This is a genomic window from Enterococcus sp. FZMF, from assembly GCF_030263915.1.
In the GTDB taxonomy this organism is placed as follows: Bacteria; Bacillota; Bacilli; order Lactobacillales; family Enterococcaceae; genus Enterococcus_D; species Enterococcus_D casseliflavus.
Genome location: NZ_CP127160.1, coordinates 3066670 through 3084000 on the forward strand (window position 1 = coordinate 3066670; position 17331 = coordinate 3084000).

The 17331-nt window shown below is 45.3% G+C and carries 16 protein-coding genes and 1 other RNA gene; 7 read left to right on the top strand and 10 right to left on the bottom strand.

Annotation, left to right across the window (positions count from 1 at the left end; translation table 11 throughout):
- Positions 1-38: 38 nt before the first annotated feature.
- The 5 genes from QN079_RS14920 to QN079_RS14940 are packed head-to-tail and all read right to left on the bottom strand — an operon-like array spanning position 39 to position 3550.
- Positions 39-704 (bottom strand): beta/alpha barrel domain-containing protein, encoded by a 666-nt coding sequence (locus tag QN079_RS14920; protein ID WP_005227769.1) that lies wholly within the window; start codon positions 702-704, stop codon positions 39-41.
- Between the two features lie 4 nt (positions 705-708).
- Positions 709-1464, bottom strand: coding sequence for a 16S rRNA (uracil(1498)-N(3))-methyltransferase (locus QN079_RS14925; protein WP_289230042.1), 756 nt, complete (start codon positions 1462-1464; stop codon positions 709-711).
- 1 nt (position 1465) lies between these two features.
- Positions 1466-2413, bottom strand: coding sequence for a 50S ribosomal protein L11 methyltransferase (prmA, locus tag QN079_RS14930; protein ID WP_081116938.1), 948 nt, complete (start codon positions 2411-2413; stop codon positions 1466-1468).
- Positions 2414-2424: 11 nt separating this feature from the next.
- Positions 2425-2913 (bottom strand): DUF3013 family protein, encoded by a 489-nt coding sequence (locus tag QN079_RS14935; RefSeq protein ID WP_005227763.1) that lies wholly within the window; start codon positions 2911-2913, stop codon positions 2425-2427.
- 16 nt (positions 2914-2929) lie between these two features.
- Positions 2930-3550 carry a DNA-3-methyladenine glycosylase gene (locus QN079_RS14940; RefSeq protein ID WP_010749036.1) on the bottom strand — a complete coding sequence of 207 codons (621 nt, stop codon included), beginning with the start codon at positions 3548-3550 and terminating at the stop codon, positions 2930-2932.
- A 216-nt stretch (positions 3551-3766) separates the two neighbouring features.
- On the opposite strand from QN079_RS14940, the gene QN079_RS14945 reads away from it, so the two are divergent.
- From QN079_RS14945 to QN079_RS14960, 4 genes are all read left to right on the top strand, one after another.
- Complete coding sequence (locus QN079_RS14945; RefSeq protein WP_289230043.1) at positions 3767-5044, top strand: replication-associated recombination protein A; 1278 nt, start codon at positions 3767-3769, stop codon at positions 5042-5044.
- An 85-nt stretch (positions 5045-5129) separates the two neighbouring features.
- Positions 5130-5324: non-coding RNA, 6S RNA (ssrS, locus tag QN079_RS14950), on the top strand.
- 167 nt (positions 5325-5491) lie between these two features.
- On the top strand, positions 5492-5782 hold the full coding sequence (locus QN079_RS14955) for a hypothetical protein (RefSeq protein ID WP_010749034.1): 291 nt from the start codon (positions 5492-5494) through the stop codon (positions 5780-5782).
- 64 nt (positions 5783-5846) lie between these two features.
- Positions 5847-6326: a universal stress protein gene (locus tag QN079_RS14960; protein WP_289230044.1), complete on the top strand. Its 480-nt coding sequence runs from the start codon at positions 5847-5849 to the stop codon at positions 6324-6326.
- A 285-nt stretch (positions 6327-6611) separates the two neighbouring features.
- Here QN079_RS14960 and QN079_RS14965 read toward each other — a convergent pair whose 3' ends face one another.
- Together QN079_RS14965 and QN079_RS14970 are read right to left on the bottom strand one after the other, a co-directional pair.
- Positions 6612-8192, bottom strand: coding sequence for an ABC transporter (locus QN079_RS14965; RefSeq protein ID WP_289230045.1), 1581 nt, complete (start codon positions 8190-8192; stop codon positions 6612-6614).
- Positions 8193-8948: an ABC transporter ATP-binding protein gene (locus QN079_RS14970; protein ID WP_005227750.1), complete on the bottom strand. Its 756-nt coding sequence runs from the start codon at positions 8946-8948 to the stop codon at positions 8193-8195.
- Between the two features lie 271 nt (positions 8949-9219).
- Between QN079_RS14970 and QN079_RS14975 the strand changes: the two genes are divergently transcribed.
- From QN079_RS14975 to abc-f, 3 genes are all read left to right on the top strand, one after another.
- Positions 9220-11220, top strand: a complete 2001-nt coding sequence (locus QN079_RS14975; protein WP_005227748.1) for a KUP/HAK/KT family potassium transporter — start codon at positions 9220-9222, stop codon at positions 11218-11220.
- A gap of 80 nt (positions 11221-11300) precedes the next feature.
- The gene (locus QN079_RS14980) at positions 11301-11429 is read left to right on the top strand and encodes a hypothetical protein (RefSeq protein ID WP_289230046.1); all 129 of its coding nucleotides are present in this window, start codon (positions 11301-11303) and stop codon (positions 11427-11429) included.
- A 104-nt stretch (positions 11430-11533) separates the two neighbouring features.
- Positions 11534-13117 (top strand): ribosomal protection-like ABC-F family protein, encoded by a 1584-nt coding sequence (gene abc-f / locus QN079_RS14985; RefSeq protein ID WP_289230047.1) that lies wholly within the window; start codon positions 11534-11536, stop codon positions 13115-13117.
- Between the two features lie 95 nt (positions 13118-13212).
- Here the strand turns inward: abc-f and QN079_RS14990 are convergent, their stop codons facing one another.
- From QN079_RS14990 to QN079_RS15000, 3 genes are all read right to left on the bottom strand, one after another.
- Positions 13213-14673, bottom strand: coding sequence for a peptide MFS transporter (locus tag QN079_RS14990; RefSeq protein ID WP_289230048.1), 1461 nt, complete (start codon positions 14671-14673; stop codon positions 13213-13215).
- Positions 14674-15032: 359 nt separating this feature from the next.
- A complete protein-coding gene (locus tag QN079_RS14995) occupies positions 15033-16217 on the bottom strand; it encodes an acetate/propionate family kinase (RefSeq protein WP_005233419.1) in 1185 nt (394 codons plus the stop codon).
- Between the two features lie 24 nt (positions 16218-16241).
- On the bottom strand, positions 16242-17246 hold the full coding sequence (locus tag QN079_RS15000) for a class I SAM-dependent methyltransferase (protein ID WP_289230049.1): 1005 nt from the start codon (positions 17244-17246) through the stop codon (positions 16242-16244).
- Between the last annotated feature and the right edge of the window lie 85 nt (positions 17247-17331).

The following is a 17331-nucleotide window of genomic DNA, read 5'->3' on the forward strand; positions in this document are numbered from 1 at the left end:
TTATACAAATTTTTCAGCTATTTTTCAATCGCTGTTGTTCAAAGCACATCGGGCGACGGCTGGTCCTTAAGCAATTCTTCAAAAACATGATACGAGAGCCCGATTTTCTCAGCGCCAGCAGCCTGTAGTGATTGCAGCGCTTGTTCATCTACTGTGTCAGGATTGATCTGGATCGACAGTTGACTGCCGCCATCTAAGGAAAACAAGCTCACGTCATGCAATGCTTCTGCTAGTGGTTGTTTTTGCCCTAACACGATCTTTGGCCAAGCTTCTTCTTTCAAGCGTTGTGCTACTTGGATCTTCGTCAATTCATTCATGATCTCGGTTTGCACAGCTAAGCGGATCTCTCCTCCTGTCAAGGTCAAGGAGCGGATCGTTTCAGTCAGCTCCGCAAAGCCACGATCATTTTCCATGAAGGAAGAAGCTGGCAGCCAGACTTCCAAAAAATCGGCGCCTTCCATAAACGCCCGACCGATTTCAAACGCCACCTTTGCCAATGTTCCTTGGGCAAGGGGGTAATCGATCACTGCGCCGATTTGTAGGGAAGAGCCTTGTGCCAAGATTTTCGCCCGTCGAATGGCACTAGGCAAAACGACGACTTCCTTTAAGGTCGTCTTATATTGATTGATAAAATCCTTCAAGACCCAGTCGGTCAGATCGGCCGTCAACAAACGGACACTGATTGCTTCTTGGTTCTTATTCATCAACTCACATCCTCTTTAATTCCGTTAGCACACTGACAGCACTTAAAAAATAAAACGGTGCTGTTTCTGTTCGTAAAATTCGAGGGCCTAACCCGCATAATTTGGCGTTGTTTTGCTGGGCTTCTTCGATTTCGGAGGGGGTCAGACCGCCTTCTGGACCAAAGATCGCTAAAACTTTGCTGCCAACAGGCAATGTGGTGATCACTTGCAGCAGCATCGCCGCTTCTCCTTGCTTCGCTGATTCTTCATAAGCCACTAGGACCGCATCATACTGACTGAGGCTTTGCCAAAATGCTTTGGCGTTATCCAGCAGCGTGATGGCTGGTGCGATCTGCCGTTGGGATTGCTCCGCCGCTTCTTGGGCGATTTTTTGCAGCCGTTGCTGCTTTTTCTGTAATTTCTTTTGATCCCATTTCACGACCGAAGTTTGCGCAGGAAAACCGATAAAGGCTGCCGCCCCCAGCTCCGTTCCTTTTTGAACGATCAAGTCCAGCTTGTCGCCTTTCGGGTAGCCGCTAGCGATCGTGACCTGCAGCGGCAATTCCTTGTCCTGCTGTTCTTTTTCGACTTCCTCTAAGTACACCGTTTCTTCATCGGCTTCTTTGATCTTGGCAATGATCGCCAAATGATCCTCAAACACTAAACCGACTTTTGCCCCGGGAGTCATGCGCATCACTCGGATCATATGGTGGAAGGGTTCTCCCGAAACGGCAAACACCGCTTTTGCTTCATAAGGCTCCTGTAAAAAATATCGCTGCATCTTACTCTACCTCTGGTTTTTTAAAGGCGATCGCATACCAGTCTTTTTGATTGAACAATTGATCGATCTCAAAGCCTTGTGCGATCATGGCATCGATCACTAATTGTTTTTTCGTCTCAATGATCCCAGAAACGATCAAGGTCCCTTCTTGCTTCAATAGACGCCACGCATCAGGGATCATCAATAAAATGATGTCCGCTAAAATATTGGCAACGATAAGATCAGCAGGGACCGTCACTCCTTGCAAGAGATCATTGGCCTGCACGGTCACATCGTGAGCAATGGGGTTCATCGCCATATTTTCTTGGGCGGACCTCACAGCGACTTCATCTAGATCATAAGCGAACACGTCTTTGGCACCTAGATATTTACTGGCGATACTCAACACGCCTGAGCCCGTCCCGACATCTAAGACGGTTTCACCGCCTCGCAAGTAGACTTCTAGGGCTTGTAATGTCAAACGTGTCGTAGGATGTGTGCCGGTCCCAAAAGCCATCCCCGGATCAAGGGTGATGATCTTTTCCTCTTCTTGCAGCGGTTGATAGTTTTCCCAGCTCGGCACGATCGTCAGATAGCGGGAGATACGGACTGGATGGTAATATTTTTTCCAGGCCGTCGCCCATGCTTCTTCCACGACCTCGCTCGTTGTGATGGTGTTTTTGCCGATCGCCAAACCATATTCTGGCAGACGGTCGATGGCTGCTTTGATCGTCGGCAGCACTTCTGGTAAAAAGATCGTCTCTGGGAAATAGGCACTGACTTGAGCGCCTTCTTCTAAGGTCGTATAGGTTTCTTTATCCAAAATTTCGCCATACGCATCGCTTTTAAAATTTTCGATATCTAAAACGTCCTCGATCGCTACCCCACTTGCTCCGTGTTCCATTAAAATATTGGCGACTGCTTCCACTGCTTCGCTAGCTGTCGCTACGGTTACTTCATTCCATTTCATGTTCGTTCTCCTTAGTAACTAGGGTACGGGATCATGGTTTCCCCAGCTCCCGCTTGATAGTTCGTCATTTTCTCCACAAATTCTTCTTCGTTGAATCGCAATTCAAAGATCGCTTCTTCACTGTCATCGTTCAAGAAATCAAGCAGATCGCTTTGGCCTTCTTCTAAAATTTCTTGAATGTAATCAACCAATCCGTCTAACAAGGCTTTTTGGATCCCTTTTTTCCCTGCATAAGGGATCGTCGCTAAATAATCTTCTTCATCAAACGTTGATTTTTGTGGATCATACAGCAAAATCCCATCTTCAAATTCAATGATCGCTTCTTCTGATGCCACACCTTGCGCATCGTCGATCTGCACGTGGTGAGGATTTTCAGCAAACAAGCGCAGCACCAATTCGATCGTATGATTTTTGGCATCCCAATCGATCGCCACATCATAGTCGGTGATTTTTTTCGTTAATCGCTGATCTAAGTAAGTCAATATCGTTTCTTTCGCCATCACTATTCCTTCTTTCTTAACACCATCCATGGTCTTGCTGAACAGCGGTTTTTCGTATATTTGTCAAATACGGATTGCCAGCCACCGCAAAACGAAGCGGCATCTGGGTCCATTCCCCTTTATTTGGGATACCGATCCGAGGCAATGCCAAAATTTCTTTTGGGGTACGTCGGCGCTCAGGAACCAAATGCAGTGGGCTTGTAAAAATCGATTCTCCATAAAGCTCAGCGGGGATCTGCAGTGCCTGTACCAGTTTCCCGGGGCCGTTGGCTACATCCGGTCCTGTTTTTTGTCGTTGTTGTTCCATCAAGGCGATCCCATCCACCGGTTCTAGCCCGCGAATCATGATTCCTTGCGGGATGCCTTTTGGCTGCGTAATAAAGTTGACGATTCGATGCGTATGCATCGTATATAAATAAATCGTACCTGGTTCCTGATACATCGCCCGAACCCTTGGTGTGTTTCGCATGCCCACACTATGAGCCGCCAGATCATCGGGACCTAGATACGCTTCACAATCCACGATATACCCACCTACTGTTCCTTCTGGGGTCTCATGTTCCAAATACATTCCTAATAAGGCACGTGCGATGGTCGTTGTCGGCTGTGTCGCAAAAAGTGCCATTAATTCATCCATTCTCATCACCCTCTTTATTCTACACAATTCTCGGCGAACTTACTATCTTTGACTACAGAGTTACGACGATCTCAACGATTTCTTTTCAACGAACCTGATTTTTGCTGACTGAGTGGAAAATAAGCGCCCTTTTGTTTCTGTAAAGACGCAAATCAGCTTGTTTATGAGAATATACGTTCTTATGTTATACTTACAGGAAAAGGAGAGGATCGTTTTATGCAGCAGCCACTTGCTTATCGAATGCGGCCACGGAACTTAGATGAAGTCGTCGGACAGCAGCATTTGGTTGGCCCGGGGAAAATCATTCGCCGAATGGTCGAAGCCAAAATGCTTTCTTCGATGATCCTATACGGACCGCCGGGAACCGGAAAAACCAGCATTGCCAGTGCGATCGCCGGCTCGACACGCTATGCGTTTCGCATGCTGAACGCCGCCACAGATACAAAAAAAGACCTGCAGATCGTGGCAGAGGAAGCCAAAATGAGCGGTACTGTCATTTTATTGCTTGATGAAGTCCATCGACTAGACAAGACAAAACAAGACTTTTTACTGCCCCATTTAGAAAGCGGCAAGATCATTATGATCGGTGCCACGACGGAAAATCCCTACATTACGATCAATCCAGCGATTCGCAGTCGGACACAGATTTTTGAAGTCAAACCGCTCCAAGAAGAAGATATTTTGACCGCCATTGATCAAGCCTTAGCAGATGAAGCTCGCGGACTTGGATCAGAAACCATCGTATTGACCGATGATGCCCGCTTGCATCTCTCGCGAGCGACCAACGGCGATTTACGAAGTGCGCTAAACGGCTTAGAGCTCGCTGCTCGTTCCACCCCAAAAGGACCAGACGGCATTATTCATTTGACCTTAGCGATCATTGAAGAGTGCGTCCAGCGTAAAGCATTGACCCACGATAAAGATGGGGATGCGCACTATGATGTGATCTCTGCTTTTCAAAAATCGATTCGCGGCAGCGATGTGGATGGTGCGCTGCATTACTTAGGTCGTTTAGTAGAGGCAGGCGATCTGGCGATCATTTGTCGGCGCTTGATGGTCATCGGCTATGAAGACATTGGTTTAGCTAACCCAGCAGCCGCTGCTCGAACCGTCAATGCTGTGTTAGCCGCTGAACGTTTGGGCTTGCCAGAAGCTCGGATTCCGTTAGCCGATACAGTGGTCGATCTATGTCTGTCACCAAAATCCAATTCTGCCTACATGGCATTGGATGCAGCGATCGCAGATATTCGCAGCGGTAAAGCTGGCGATGTCCCGGATCATTTACGAGACAGTCATTACAAGGGTGCCCAAAGCTTGAATCGGGGTGTCGGCTATCAATACCCGCATAATTTTGATGATGCCTGGGTCGATCAGCAATACTTACCTGATAAGCTGAAAAATACTCATTATTACCAACCAAAAGCCACTGGTAAATATGAGCAAGCCTTAGGTCAACGGTACCAACAATTGCAGCTGCGAAAGAAAAAAAACTAGGTACTTAAAAAAAATAGCGACTTTTTGGTATCGTTTTCAAACAACTTTATTGCACCTTCGTCATTCCTATGCTACTATAAGGGTGGGAATTCTGTGATGTACGAGTTGTCCCTTTTGTGTGTTGACCGAACATTTTTATTGATATCTTGGGATCCGTCTTGTGTCAATGCTGGTAACATGCCTTTTCCTTTGGTAGTTCGAAGCTTAGACCGTGGAACCCACCTGCTAGAATTTGCGGGATCAATACTATGGGAAAAAGAACGGCATCAACGGATATTACCCATTCTTTTTAGAATGTGCCATCTGTTTTTAACAGATGGCTTTTTTGCGTTTTCTAACCGATAGCAACAGTGAAACGTCCTTGCCTGACATCAAAGTAAGGGTGGCTTTTGCTATTCTTTGTAGGGTTCGCTATACTAAACTTATCAACTTAGGACAGGATGGCGTATGTTTATGATTCTTCTATTATTTACGATCGTGGCACTCGTATTATTCGGCACCAGTTATTTGCTTTATGCCAAACAAGCGATTTTTTTCACTTTGATCCCTACCACCGAGGCGAATAAGGTCTTCTTAAAAACCTATAGCCTCATTCATTTCCTTTTAGGCGTGGTGGCATTGGTTGTGGGCTTTGTCGATAAGGAGCTGATTGCCTTGTTTTATTTGGCTTTATTGCTGCTCTCTTCCGCATCTTTCAGCATCTTGCTGGCACAAAAAATGAAAAAAAAGAAAGATTAGGTTTTCTTTTTCCAGAAAAAAGCATTACAATAAAAGTAGAAGATAACAGATGGGAGTGTTTCTTATGTTACAACAATATCAACGAATCATGGTAGCCGTCGATGGGTCTAGCGAGTCAGAATTAGCCTTCAAAAAAGCCGTGAACGTGGCACAGCGGAATGATTCTGAATTGGTTTTAGCACATGTGATCGACACTCGTGCCTTTCAAACCGTTTCTTCTTTTGACGGCATGCTTGCTGAACAAGCAACCGAAATGGCCAAACAAACCTTGAAAGACTATGAGGATTATGCCCGCAAGCATCAAGTAACTGCGGTCAAAACGATGATCGAATACGGCTCGCCAAAACCGATCATTGCCAAACAATTGCCCGAAGATCACGACATCGATTTGATTATGATCGGTGCCACTGGTTTAAATGCCGTGGAACGAATCTTTATCGGTTCCGTTTCTGAGTATGTCATTCGCCATGCCGGCTGTGATGTGTTAGTTGTACGGACAGACCTAGAAAACAAAGTCCCAGCAAAAGACCACACGAAAGCTTAATAGTGAGACGACCTGCCGCTGCTTGGCAGGTTTTTTTTGTACAAAAAAAACCGTGACAAAAGCAAAAGAGGCAACGAGCGCTCAGGTCTCATTGGTCTTTTTGACTTTGGTCACAGCTCTTTGACAAGTCGGTTATCCAAACTTGTACAGCAAAAAATGAAAGCAAAGTAATAGGTACTCCTATCTAACCATGTTTCCGCTTGATTGTAAATAGTTTTTCTGAATTTTCTGAATAAATAGTTAATTTACCCATCCTTAAATAAAAAAAGCAAAGCGTCGCTTCCCTTAGGAAAAACGACGCCAAAATCTATGGTGATAATGGGCTATCCAAAGGACGCTGGTCAAGAGGATCACAAAGAAAACCGGACCATTCAATAACCAAAAATCAACCGAAGTCGCAGCAAAGCCGTAAAGGATGATAACAATGATGGAAAGAAACAGCGTTGCGATCGTTCCAATGGCTAACCCAAGACTCCCCGCCCCTCTCGTAAACAATTGACTGATGTTGGTCCAATCCAAAAGCAGCAGCCGATAATCACGAGCAAAATATTTCAAGCACAAAAGAAAACTGCTCCAAAGTGCCCCGATTAGAAAAGAGACAGCCAAAATCAGCGGCATTCTGAATAGAAGGACTGCTGCCAGCACGATGACTGCCGTTAAGCTCAGCTGCAAAACGACCCCAAAGCGGAATTTTTCCCGCAAGTAGCGCTTCATCGATAGCGGCAAGGAGCGGACAAACAAGAAATTCTCCTGATCCAGTGAGATCAAATTACTGATAAAAGAAGTCGGGTTGACCATCAATGCTGCCAAGGCGATCCCCGCCACAAAAACGACACCGATAAACCGCTCATCCAATTCACTTAACTGAATCGCTCCTGTAAACACAAAGGACACTAAGAAAATGATGGGCATCAGCAACGAAGAAGAAAAGACTTGCATGATCAAATTCGGATCTCGGATCAACTGCGAATTGTAATTAAACAACAGCTGGCCCAAGCCTTGATTGGGTTTATGCTTCCGACGAACACTCCCTTGGTTGGGCGCCGCGGCTGCCACTTGCTCATAAAACTTCGGCAAGATCAATCGATAGAGGGCAAAAAGCAACACGCCTGCTGTGGCGATGATCCCTAGCAAGCTAAGCAAACCAGTCGTTTGAAACGGTGCCACCATCACATAATAAAAGGGTAATAAAAAGCTGATCGCTCCCCGATCTACCACGTCTGTCTCATAAGTATTCACCTGATTCATCATTAAGACCCCGATCACAACAACCAGCATCGTCACGCCTAGCAATAAACTAGTGACCAATTTTTTATGCTTCAAGAAAAACTTGGTGCGGGTCAGGCTGAAGACGATCAAGCTGCAAACGCTGAAGATCAAGACTAAAAACAAGCCGAACAGCAAGAACGCCCATAAGATCGTCAGCAAGAAAAAGACATTTGCCCGAATCCCTGTCAGGAGAAATAAGACCAACAGAGGAAAAATAAACGGCGCAACGGTGAGAAATACCACCACGATCTTTGCCAGAAAAATTTCACTCTGTCGAAAGGGCAGCGGCAAATACGCTGGCAGATCTTGACTCTCGAAAAAGACATTGTAAATGGACGAAATCCCTTGGGAAAAGCCTAAGATCCCGAACAAAGCGACATAAGCGGTAAAAAAGCCTGGCATCTGACTAAAATCCAATGTGATCATCGTCAACCCATAGACTAGCAGAAACACTACCCCAGAAAGCGCATATTGAAACAACAAATAACTGGTCAAGGTCGAACCAGCCTTGCCTTTTTTGCGGGCTTTGTCTGTCAATTGGGGATTGGCATACCGCAAATTAACGGAGGTCAGAGTCAGAAATTGTTGTTTTCGCATCTACGCTTCCTCCGCTTCTGCAAGAATCGCTTCTTCTTGACTTCTCCCAGTCATTTGCAGATAGATCGTTTCCAAAGAAAGCGACGGATGCTGTGCCAGCAAATCTGCCACTGAGCCATTGTACAGCAGCTCGCCTTTTTTCAAAATCGCCAATTGATCACACAACTGCTGGGCGGTGTCCAAGACGTGGGTGGAAAAAATCACGGTCTTGCCCTTGGCAGCATGCTGTTTCATCATTTCTTTTAAATCATACGCCGCTTGGGGATCTAAGCCTTGTAACGGTTCATCCAAGATCCAAATGTCAGGATCGGGGATCAATGCCCCAATCAGCAGCGTTTTTTGCCGCATTCCATGGGAAAAGCTGGCGATGGTCTCTTCTTCATGAGACAGCATATCAAACAAGCGCCCTAATTTTTGCAAACGCTCGGCCTTTTCCGCTGCTGGCACCTCATACGCGGCGGCAATCAAGTCCCAATACTCCCCTGCCGTTAGCTGTAAAAACAAATCTGGCGTGTCCGGCACATAAGCAATTTGTTTTTTTATCGCTTCGCGATGTTCCACGAGGGATTGGCCATCAAAATAGATTTCCCCACTCGTCGGTTGCAAAATACTCACTAAGCTTTTGATCGTGGTCGACTTCCCTGCTCCGTTGTGTCCCAGAAAGCCAAAGATCTCCCCTTGACGGATCGTCAGGGAAAGATCAGACAATGCTTTTTTTGGTCCATACTGTTTCGTCAGATTCTTGATCTCAATCATTTTCCTGCCTCCTTATTCCATACCTATTGTTATCTTACGCTGAAAAGCAGGAAATGAAAAATGTTTATTGCCATTTTTAACAAATCAATTGACAGTAGCTGCAAAAACAAAGATAATAAGAGCACTTTAGGGGAGTAGCACATGGATCCGTTCCATGATCTTAGATCAACAGCAAGCGGGAATCCGCTGGTTTAAGATGTTTCTTGCAAGACCTAAGTGGCAAGGGGCCGCTTAGGTCTTTTTGCAGTTTAAAATGGAGGGAAAACAGTCAATGAGTTCAAGTAAAATGAAAAAAGTGACCGCCGGCGGACTTTTAGTCGCCATGGGGGTGGTCTACGGTGATATCGGTACGAGCCCGCTTTACGTAATGAAAGCCTTGGTGGAGGACAATGGCGGACTACGCACCTTAACACCCGATTTTATCTTAGGCAGCGTCTCGCTCGTCTTTTGGACGCTAACGCTGTTAACGACGATCAAGTACGTCTTGATCGCATTAAACGCGGATAATCATGGAGAAGGCGGGATTTTCTCCCTTTATACCCTAGTTCGTAAAAACAGCCGCTATTTGATTATTCCAGCAATCATCGGGGGCGCAGCCTTGCTAGCAGATGGCGTGTTGACGCCAGCCGTGACGGTGACCACTGCCATCGAAGGATTACGGGGGATTCCAGTCTTTTTTGATCGCTTCGGCAATGACCAATCGATCATCGTCGGCATCACCTTAGCAATCTTATTGGTCCTCTTTGCCCTGCAGCGCTTTGGGACTGAGTTTGTCGGCAAAGCCTTCGGACCGATCATGCTAGGCTGGTTCACCTTCTTAGGCATCGTCGGTGTAATGAACTTTGCTGGTGACCTTTCGGTGATTCGCGCCCTTGATCCCCGTTATGCAATCAATCTGCTCTTTAGTCCCGATAACAGTGCCGGTCTCTTTATTCTCGGCAATATCTTTTTGGCAACGACTGGTGCGGAAGCCCTCTACTCAGACTTAGGTCACGTGGGCAAGAAAAACATTTATGCTAGCTGGCCCTATATCAAAATCTGCTTGATGCTGAATTACTTTGGTCAAGCGGCGTGGTTGCTGCAAGTCTATCAAAACCCGACTTATCAAGAAATCGAAAACTTGAATCCATTCTTCCAAGCATTGCCGCAAGGGTGGACAGTCTTTGGCGTCAGCTTTGCCACCCTCGCTGCCATCATTGCTTCGCAAGCCCTGCTGTCTGGCTCCTTTACCTTGGTTTCTGAAGCCATCAAGTTGAAACTATTGCCGCGGATGCAAATCATCTATCCGGGGGCGTCTATCGGGCAAATGTACATTCCTGCCTTGAACACCTTGCTGTGGATCGCCTGTTCTGGCGTAGTCTTGTTCTTCCAGACCTCTACTCGGATGGAAGCTGCTTATGGATTGGCCATTACAGTAACGATGTTGATGACCACTATTTTGCTGTATTTCTACTTGCACCAAAACAAGAAGACCCGTTTCTTGGCACCGTTCATCACGCTCTTTTTTGCAGCGATCGAGGGGATTTTCTTTATCTCCAGTGCGACCAAATTTTTCCATGGCGGTTACGTTGCCATCTTATTAGCCAGCGTGATCATCGGCGTGATGCTGATTTGGGAATGGGGCAATCGTATTCAAGAAAATGCTGCCGAAGAAGTTGCACTTTCTACCTACATCCCTCAATTGAAACAGTTGCGGGAAGATGATTCTTTGCCGTTATCTCAGACGAACGTCGTCTTCATGGTTCCTAAGCTGCAAGACGATCAGATCGGTCAGCAGTTCATCTATTCCATTTTAGACAAACGGCCAAAACGTGCCAAAGTGTATTGGTTCGTCAATGTGGAAGTCACCGATGAACCCTATACGAAAAAATATGAAGTTTCGATGGCAGATACCGATTTTATCGTTAAACTAAAGCTTTATCTCGGCTTTCGGGTGCCGCAAGAAGTCAATCTCTACATTCGCCAAATCATTCAAGAATTAATGAAAGATGGTCGCTTGCCGCTACAGCCGCAACGCTACTCTTTAACGCCTGGACGCAATGTGGGCGATTTCCAATTCGTGATGATCGAAGAAGAGCTGTCGAATGCAACTGCATTAAGCAAATGGCAGAAGCAAGTCATGCAGACGAAGCTTTTTATCAAACGCCATACCATTTCACCTGAACGCTGGTTCGGCTTAGAATACAGTGATGTGGTTCATGAGACCGTTCCATTAGTCATCGGTCAGATGAAAGAAAGCTCCCTGACAGAATTACGCATCGAGGAACGCTAAGAAACCGCCAGTACTGGTTGAACTTTCTGATACTTTCAGGTACACTGAAAAGACAAAGACACAAAGGAGGGAAAACTACCATGATGCGCATGACTAAAATAACAAGTAATGAAAATTACCAACGATACCATATCGCATTTAGCCATGCAATTGGTTTTACAGTTGCTGTTGACGGGACGAGTCTGTACAAAACAGTTACATTTACGTAAAATCAATGGCCATCTCAAGGTATTTTTCTCAAGAAAATCTGAGTTTAAATAACAATGGCCATGGGTATCCATGGCCTTTTTGAGTGGTCTCAAGGAGAGAGATCATGATCATACAAGCAATTGCTATTAAAAAAACCATCGGCGGGAATCCGTTATTTGAGGAGTTAGCCTGCCAAATCGAAGCTGGAGAAAAAATTGCCTTAGTCGGCATTAACGGAACGGGCAAATCAACCTTTTTACAAATCTTGACTGGCAGTGAAGGCGTCGATAGCGGCGTTATCAGCCGCCAAAAAGGCTTGAGGATCGGGACGGTCGAGCAAGAGTTGACAGTTTCTGAAGCAACCGTTACCCACTACCTGCTCCATTCTGCTGCTACCATTCAAGAACTCAAACAGCAAATGAGCCATTACGAAGACTTGATGGCAGAACCCGATACTGATTTAGAGAAGTGTCTGATCCGTTATGGCGAGCTGCAGCAGCGCTTTGAAGAGCTGGGCGGCTATGGATTGGAAGACCGAATTTCCGCGATCTTACAAGGCTTAGGAATTCCCCATCGACAGAACGCACGCTTAACAGAGCTTAGCGGCGGTGAACGGGTCAAAGTCGCTTTAGCCAAAGTGTTAGTTGCCGATGCTGACCTGCTGTTACTGGATGAACCAACCAATCACTTGGATCTTTCCAGTATTCGCTGGTTGGAAAATTATTTACAGAATACGAAAAAAGCGGTCCTAGTCGTTTCGCACGATCGGCACTTTCTTGATCAAGTCACCACCAAGACCTGGGAACTGGAAGAAGGCGCCTTGATTGAGTGTCCCGGAAATTACAGCCGATTTCGTGTCTTGAAAGAAGCTCGCTTGGCGGAGCTGACCAAAAATTACGAACTGCAGCAAAAAGAAGTCCAGCGGCTAAAAGTCATGATTCGTCGGTTTCGTCAGTGGGGCCATGAAGGAGACAATGAATCCTTCTTCAAAAAAGCCAAAGAATTGGAACGCCGCCTAGCGAAACTTACGCTGGTCAAACCGCCAGCGCCCCCGAAAAATCGGCTGCAAGGCTTGGCAAATGGCGGAAAATCAGGCAAAGAGGTGTTCATCGTTCGCGACTTGCACCAGCAATATGCCGATCAGCTCCTATTCAAAGACAGTAGTTTTGCAATCTACCGTGGGGAGCATCTAGCCATCATCGGCGACAATGGTACCGGAAAATCAACCTTACTCAAATTACTTCTCGGTGAGGAGCTTCCTAGCGGCGGCACTATCAAGCGCGGCAGCAGCTTACAAATCGGCTATTTGCCCCAACAGCTGCAGTTTGCCGATCCTGAGAGTCGCTTGTTGGCCTACGTACAGACGTTGACAGGAAACGAAGAGGCTGCTCGTCGGCAATTGGCCAAAAGTGGGTTTTATCAAAGTGATGTGGCCAAACGAATCAAAGATTTATCTGGTGGTGAAAAAATCCGTGTGGCGTTACTGAAACTCTTCTTAGAAAAAATCAACGTCCTGATTTTGGATGAACCAACCAATCACCTCGACAGCTATGCCCGAGAAGAAATTGAAGAAATGCTGCAAGATTATCAAGGGACCCTGTTGGCGGTCAGCCATGACCGCTACTTTTTACAGCAGCACTTCCAAGAAGCCCTGGTCATTGCACAGCAGCAGATCACGCGCCAGTCCCTGAGCCCCTTGATTGACTAAGAGATTGATTCGCAACAAAAAAACTTGATTTTCCTACCATATGCATGGGTTGTTCAATCCATGCATACGCGGAAAATCAAGTTTTTATTTTTTGATCAATGAATGTTGCCGATCAAGTTGCGGATCGGTTTTCTAGCTAAATACAAGATGATGCCGACAACAACGGCTACTCCGCCGACGATGCCATAGTACATCCCTTCTGTTTGCGGTGTGTAGAACCGAGCGATTTGCGCATTGATGGCTTGTGAAGAAGCGTCTGCTAACAACCAAATCGCCAAGGTTTGTGCTTCGAAGGCTTTCGGCGCAAGTTTAGTCGTCACCGACAAGCCCACCGGTGAAAGACACATTTCCCCTGCAATCATGATGAAGAAGCTCAATACCAACCATAATGGGCTGACCCGTTCTTCTACTCCAAACAAGAGGCTTGGCAGCATTAGCAATAGAAAGGACAAACCGGCTAAGATTAAACCGATGGCAAACTTCACTTCTGTCCGTGGCTGACGAGAGCCTAGTTTGGTCCACAACCAGACAAAGACAGGTGTCAATAAGACGACAAAAAGTGGATTTAAGGTTTGATACAAACTTGCTGGAATATTGATGCCGAATAACGTTGATTGCGTACGGTCAGCGGCAAACAATGCCAAGATCGATGAGCCTTGTTCTTCCAATGACCAAAAGACGATCGCTGACAAAAACAGCGGAATGTAGGCCAACACTTTTTTCTTTTCATCTGGTGTGACATCTTTCGAACGGAGCATTTTGGTAAAGTAGTAGATCGGTAAGAAAATACCTAGAACACTGATAAAGTTGATGAAGAAATCCACCGTCAGATGGCCAGTTGCAGCTGCTGCGCCAAACAACACTGCCAATGCGAGAAGAACCAGAACGACTGCTCGGAAGAAGGTTTTCTTTTCGGCTGCCGATAAGGGATTCGTTGGCGCGATCGCTACACTTTTCAACGTGGTTTTTCCTTGCACATAATACTGCACCAAACCGATGAACATCCCGATAGCAGCAATCGAAAAGCCTAAGTGGTAGTTGACCTCTTGTCCTAAGATCCCGACGATGATCGGTGCTAACAAGCCGCCAATATTGATCCCCATGTAGAAAATCGAGAAACCAGCATCCCGACGGATATCGTCTTTGCTGTATAAATGCCCCACCATACCCGACACGTTGGATTTCAAGAGTCCGGTTCCGATGACGATCAGCATCATGGACACAAACAACGCTGGAATCCCTAAAGGTGTTGCCAAAACGATGTGTCCTAACATGATCAAGATCCCACCATAAAAGACGGATTTATTTGATCCTAACAGACGGTCCGAGATCCAACCGCCAACAATACTTGACATATACACTAAGGAACCGTAAATCGACATGATCGCCACAGCCGTTCCTTTTGGCAACCCTAAGCCGCCGTTGGCAACTGCATCGTACATGAAGTACACCAAAATCGCCCGCATACCATAATAACTGAATCGTTCCCACATTTCCGTGAAGAATAAAGTTGACAGCCCTCGCGGCTGACCTAAGAATGTTTTTTCTTTTTCCATATGTAATGGCCCCTTATAAAAATTAATGAAAATAAAATAGCGGAATTTTTCTGAAAATTCACAAATGCCAGTTTATTCCCATTTGGCAACTTTTACAAGGGTATTTCCCTGAGAACATCTTGTAAAAAAGGAGGGAAATTTAAATTCAAATGAAAGCAAAATGAGAAGCCCTCCACCTAGGTGCAGTATGAGCCAATTCTCATATGTATAATTATTAAATTATCTGTTTAAAAAATTAGAAAATGGTCTTCACCAATTTTTCTCTCTAGCCCCATTTTGCGGACTTTCCTACAAAAAAAACACATGCAAGCATTTCTCTTGCATGTGTTTCAGCTTCTATTTCTAAAGAATGTTTTCGCTTAGCCGCGTAAACGTTCCACATCGCGAGCGATCATTAATTCTTCATCTGTTGGGATCAAAAGTACTTTGACTTTTGACTCTTCAGTTGAGATCACTAATTCTTCGCCGCGTTTTGCATTTTGATCGGCATCTAATTCGCAACCAAACCAAGTCATGCCTTTGATAACTTCGCTGCGGACGTGGGCATCATTTTCACCGATACCGGCAGTAAAGACGATCGCATCAACACCGTTCATGGTTGTGACATAGCCACCAATGTATTTACGGATGCGGTCAGTAAAGACGTCATAAGCAACTTTGACTTCTTCTTTGTCGTAGTTTGCTTCTAGATCGCGCATGTCGCTGGAAATACCAGTTAAGCCTAATAAACCAGATTTTTTGTTTAAAACATCCACCATTTCATCGATATTCAAATCTAATTTTTCCATTAAGTAAGGCAAAACAGCAGGATCGATGTCACCTGAACGTGTGCCCATCGTTACACCAGCTAATGGCGTGAAGCCCATTGATGTATCTACTGATTTTCCGCCGTCAACCGCAGTGATCGACGCACCGTTCCCTAGATGGCAAGTGATGATTTTTAATTCTTCGATTGGTTTACCTAACATTTCTGCTGCACGCTCAGAAACATAACGGTGGCTTGTACCGTGGAAGCCGTATTTACGTACTTTGAACTCGTTATAGTACTCTAATGGCAAGCTGTATAGGTAATTGTGTTTTGGCATCGTTGCATGGAAAGAAGTATCAAAAACAGCGACACTGATGATTTCTGGCAAGATTTTTTTGAAAGCAGTGATCCCCATCAAGTTTGCTGGGTTGTGTAATGGCGCAAATTCAGCCAATGCTTGGATGCGTTCCATCACTTCGTCTGTGATCACAACTGAATCAGGGAAATCTTCTCCGCCGTGAACGACGCGGTGACCGACGCCAGTGATTTCATCATAGGCACCTAAAATGTTTAATTCGATCAGTTGATCCAATAACATTTTTACAGCTACTTCGTGATCGTTGATGTCGATGATTTGTTCGAATTTTTGATCTTCCCCATATTTGATGGTAAAGATAGAATCTTTCAAACCGATTCGTTCAACGATTCCTTTAGCGACAACTGTTTCCTCTGGCATTTGATATAATTGCCATTTTAAACTTGAACTTCCAGCATTGATTGCGATTGTTTTTGACATGATGATCTCCTTATCCGAATTATATTACAGATTTGCTGCTTTCCAAGCCGCAAATTGTTCAAAAAGTTTTGTGATGTTCTTTGGTTCTTTCAGTGAGGCTAGCTTGACCAGCAAGACTTCGTCTGCTTGTTTGCTTGTCCCTCCATGGTTTTGTAAAAGCAAAATACTTTTACGTGAATGTTCATTTTTAAAGAGTTCTTCAGGAAGCTGAATCATTCCTTGCAAATAAACCTTTTCTTTCAGCCATTTTTTCAAAAATTCACTCTGTTCCGTTTCCAAGAAGTTGCTTGGTACTAAGAACAAACCGTAACCGCCAGCTTTGACATAGTTCATCGCTTGTTCCATCAACAAATGATGGGCGTAACTGTGCCCTTCTGGAGCCGCCGTAATGAAGCTGCGGGCTTTGTCATCTTGTGGGTAATAGCCCACCGGTAGATCGCTGATCGCCAGATCCATCGGTTCGATCAAAAGCTCTTGCAAGCCATCTTGATGGAACAAATGCAAGGGCGCTTTGGTCCATTCGCCAGTTGCAGCTGCGATCGCCAACAAGGTTTCGTCAATATCCACACCGGTTCCTTCTACTGGACGCTTCGCTAATTGTAGATTCAGCAAGACTGTCAATAAGAGATTCCCCATGCCTACCGATAAATCAAGAAGTTTCACTGGTTGGTCGGCACTACTCAACTGCTCGATCAAATAGACGAATAAAAACCCAAGACTATCTGGTGTCAGTTGGTGATTGGCCTGCAGGCGCTCCGTTTGGCTGCCTTTCAACAAAACCAACTGCGCAAGCTTGCGTTTTTCTTCTGCCGATAGTTCCATTGCTCGAATTTCTTGATAGATGGTTTCTAAACGAGCAACAGTTGCTTCATCTGGTACCCCATCGATCACGCGAACTTGGTATTGATCAACAAAATTTTCGATCGTCTCTACGTAAGCATCAAAAAAAGACGTTTCCAATGCGTTTTGAAGCAGTTGGATCGCTTCAACGGTCAAATGAAAAGACGTTTCCATTTTTTCTGCGGACATCTTGCACCTCTTTTCAAAACTATAACAACATATATACCTGTTTAATTTTAGCCGATTCATCCAAAATAATCAATCGCTTTCGTTT

Excerpts from the sequence above, each read along its gene's own strand:
- QN079_RS14920 (WP_005227769.1), bottom strand. The coding sequence starts at position 704 with ATGAATAAGAACCAAGAAGCAATCAGTGTCCGTTTGTTGACGGCCGAT.
- QN079_RS14925 (WP_289230042.1), bottom strand. The coding sequence starts at position 1,464 with ATGCAGCGATATTTTTTACAGGAGCCTTATGAAGCAAAAGCGGTGTTT.
- prmA (WP_081116938.1), bottom strand. The coding sequence starts at position 2,413 with ATGAAATGGAATGAAGTAACCGTAGCGACAGCTAGCGAAGCAGTGGAA.
- QN079_RS14935 (WP_005227763.1), bottom strand. The coding sequence starts at position 2,913 with ATGGCGAAAGAAACGATATTGACTTACTTAGATCAGCGATTAACGAAA.
- QN079_RS14940 (WP_010749036.1), bottom strand. The coding sequence starts at position 3,550 with ATGGATGAATTAATGGCACTTTTTGCGACACAGCCGACAACGACCATC.
- QN079_RS14945 (WP_289230043.1), top strand. The coding sequence starts at position 3,767 with ATGCAGCAGCCACTTGCTTATCGAATGCGGCCACGGAACTTAGATGAA.
- QN079_RS14955 (WP_010749034.1), top strand. The coding sequence starts at position 5,492 with ATGTTTATGATTCTTCTATTATTTACGATCGTGGCACTCGTATTATTC.
- QN079_RS14960 (WP_289230044.1), top strand. The coding sequence starts at position 5,847 with ATGTTACAACAATATCAACGAATCATGGTAGCCGTCGATGGGTCTAGC.
- QN079_RS14965 (WP_289230045.1), bottom strand. The coding sequence starts at position 8,192 with ATGCGAAAACAACAATTTCTGACTCTGACCTCCGTTAATTTGCGGTAT.
- QN079_RS14970 (WP_005227750.1), bottom strand. The coding sequence starts at position 8,948 with ATGATTGAGATCAAGAATCTGACGAAACAGTATGGACCAAAAAAAGCA.
- QN079_RS14975 (WP_005227748.1), top strand. The coding sequence starts at position 9,220 with ATGAGTTCAAGTAAAATGAAAAAAGTGACCGCCGGCGGACTTTTAGTC.
- QN079_RS14980 (WP_289230046.1), top strand. The coding sequence starts at position 11,301 with ATGATGCGCATGACTAAAATAACAAGTAATGAAAATTACCAACGATAC.
- abc-f (WP_289230047.1), top strand. The coding sequence starts at position 11,534 with ATGATCATACAAGCAATTGCTATTAAAAAAACCATCGGCGGGAATCCG.
- QN079_RS14990 (WP_289230048.1), bottom strand. The coding sequence starts at position 14,673 with ATGGAAAAAGAAAAAACATTCTTAGGTCAGCCGCGAGGGCTGTCAACT.
- QN079_RS14995 (WP_005233419.1), bottom strand. The coding sequence starts at position 16,217 with ATGTCAAAAACAATCGCAATCAATGCTGGAAGTTCAAGTTTAAAATGG.
- QN079_RS15000 (WP_289230049.1), bottom strand. The coding sequence starts at position 17,246 with ATGTCCGCAGAAAAAATGGAAACGTCTTTTCATTTGACCGTTGAAGCG.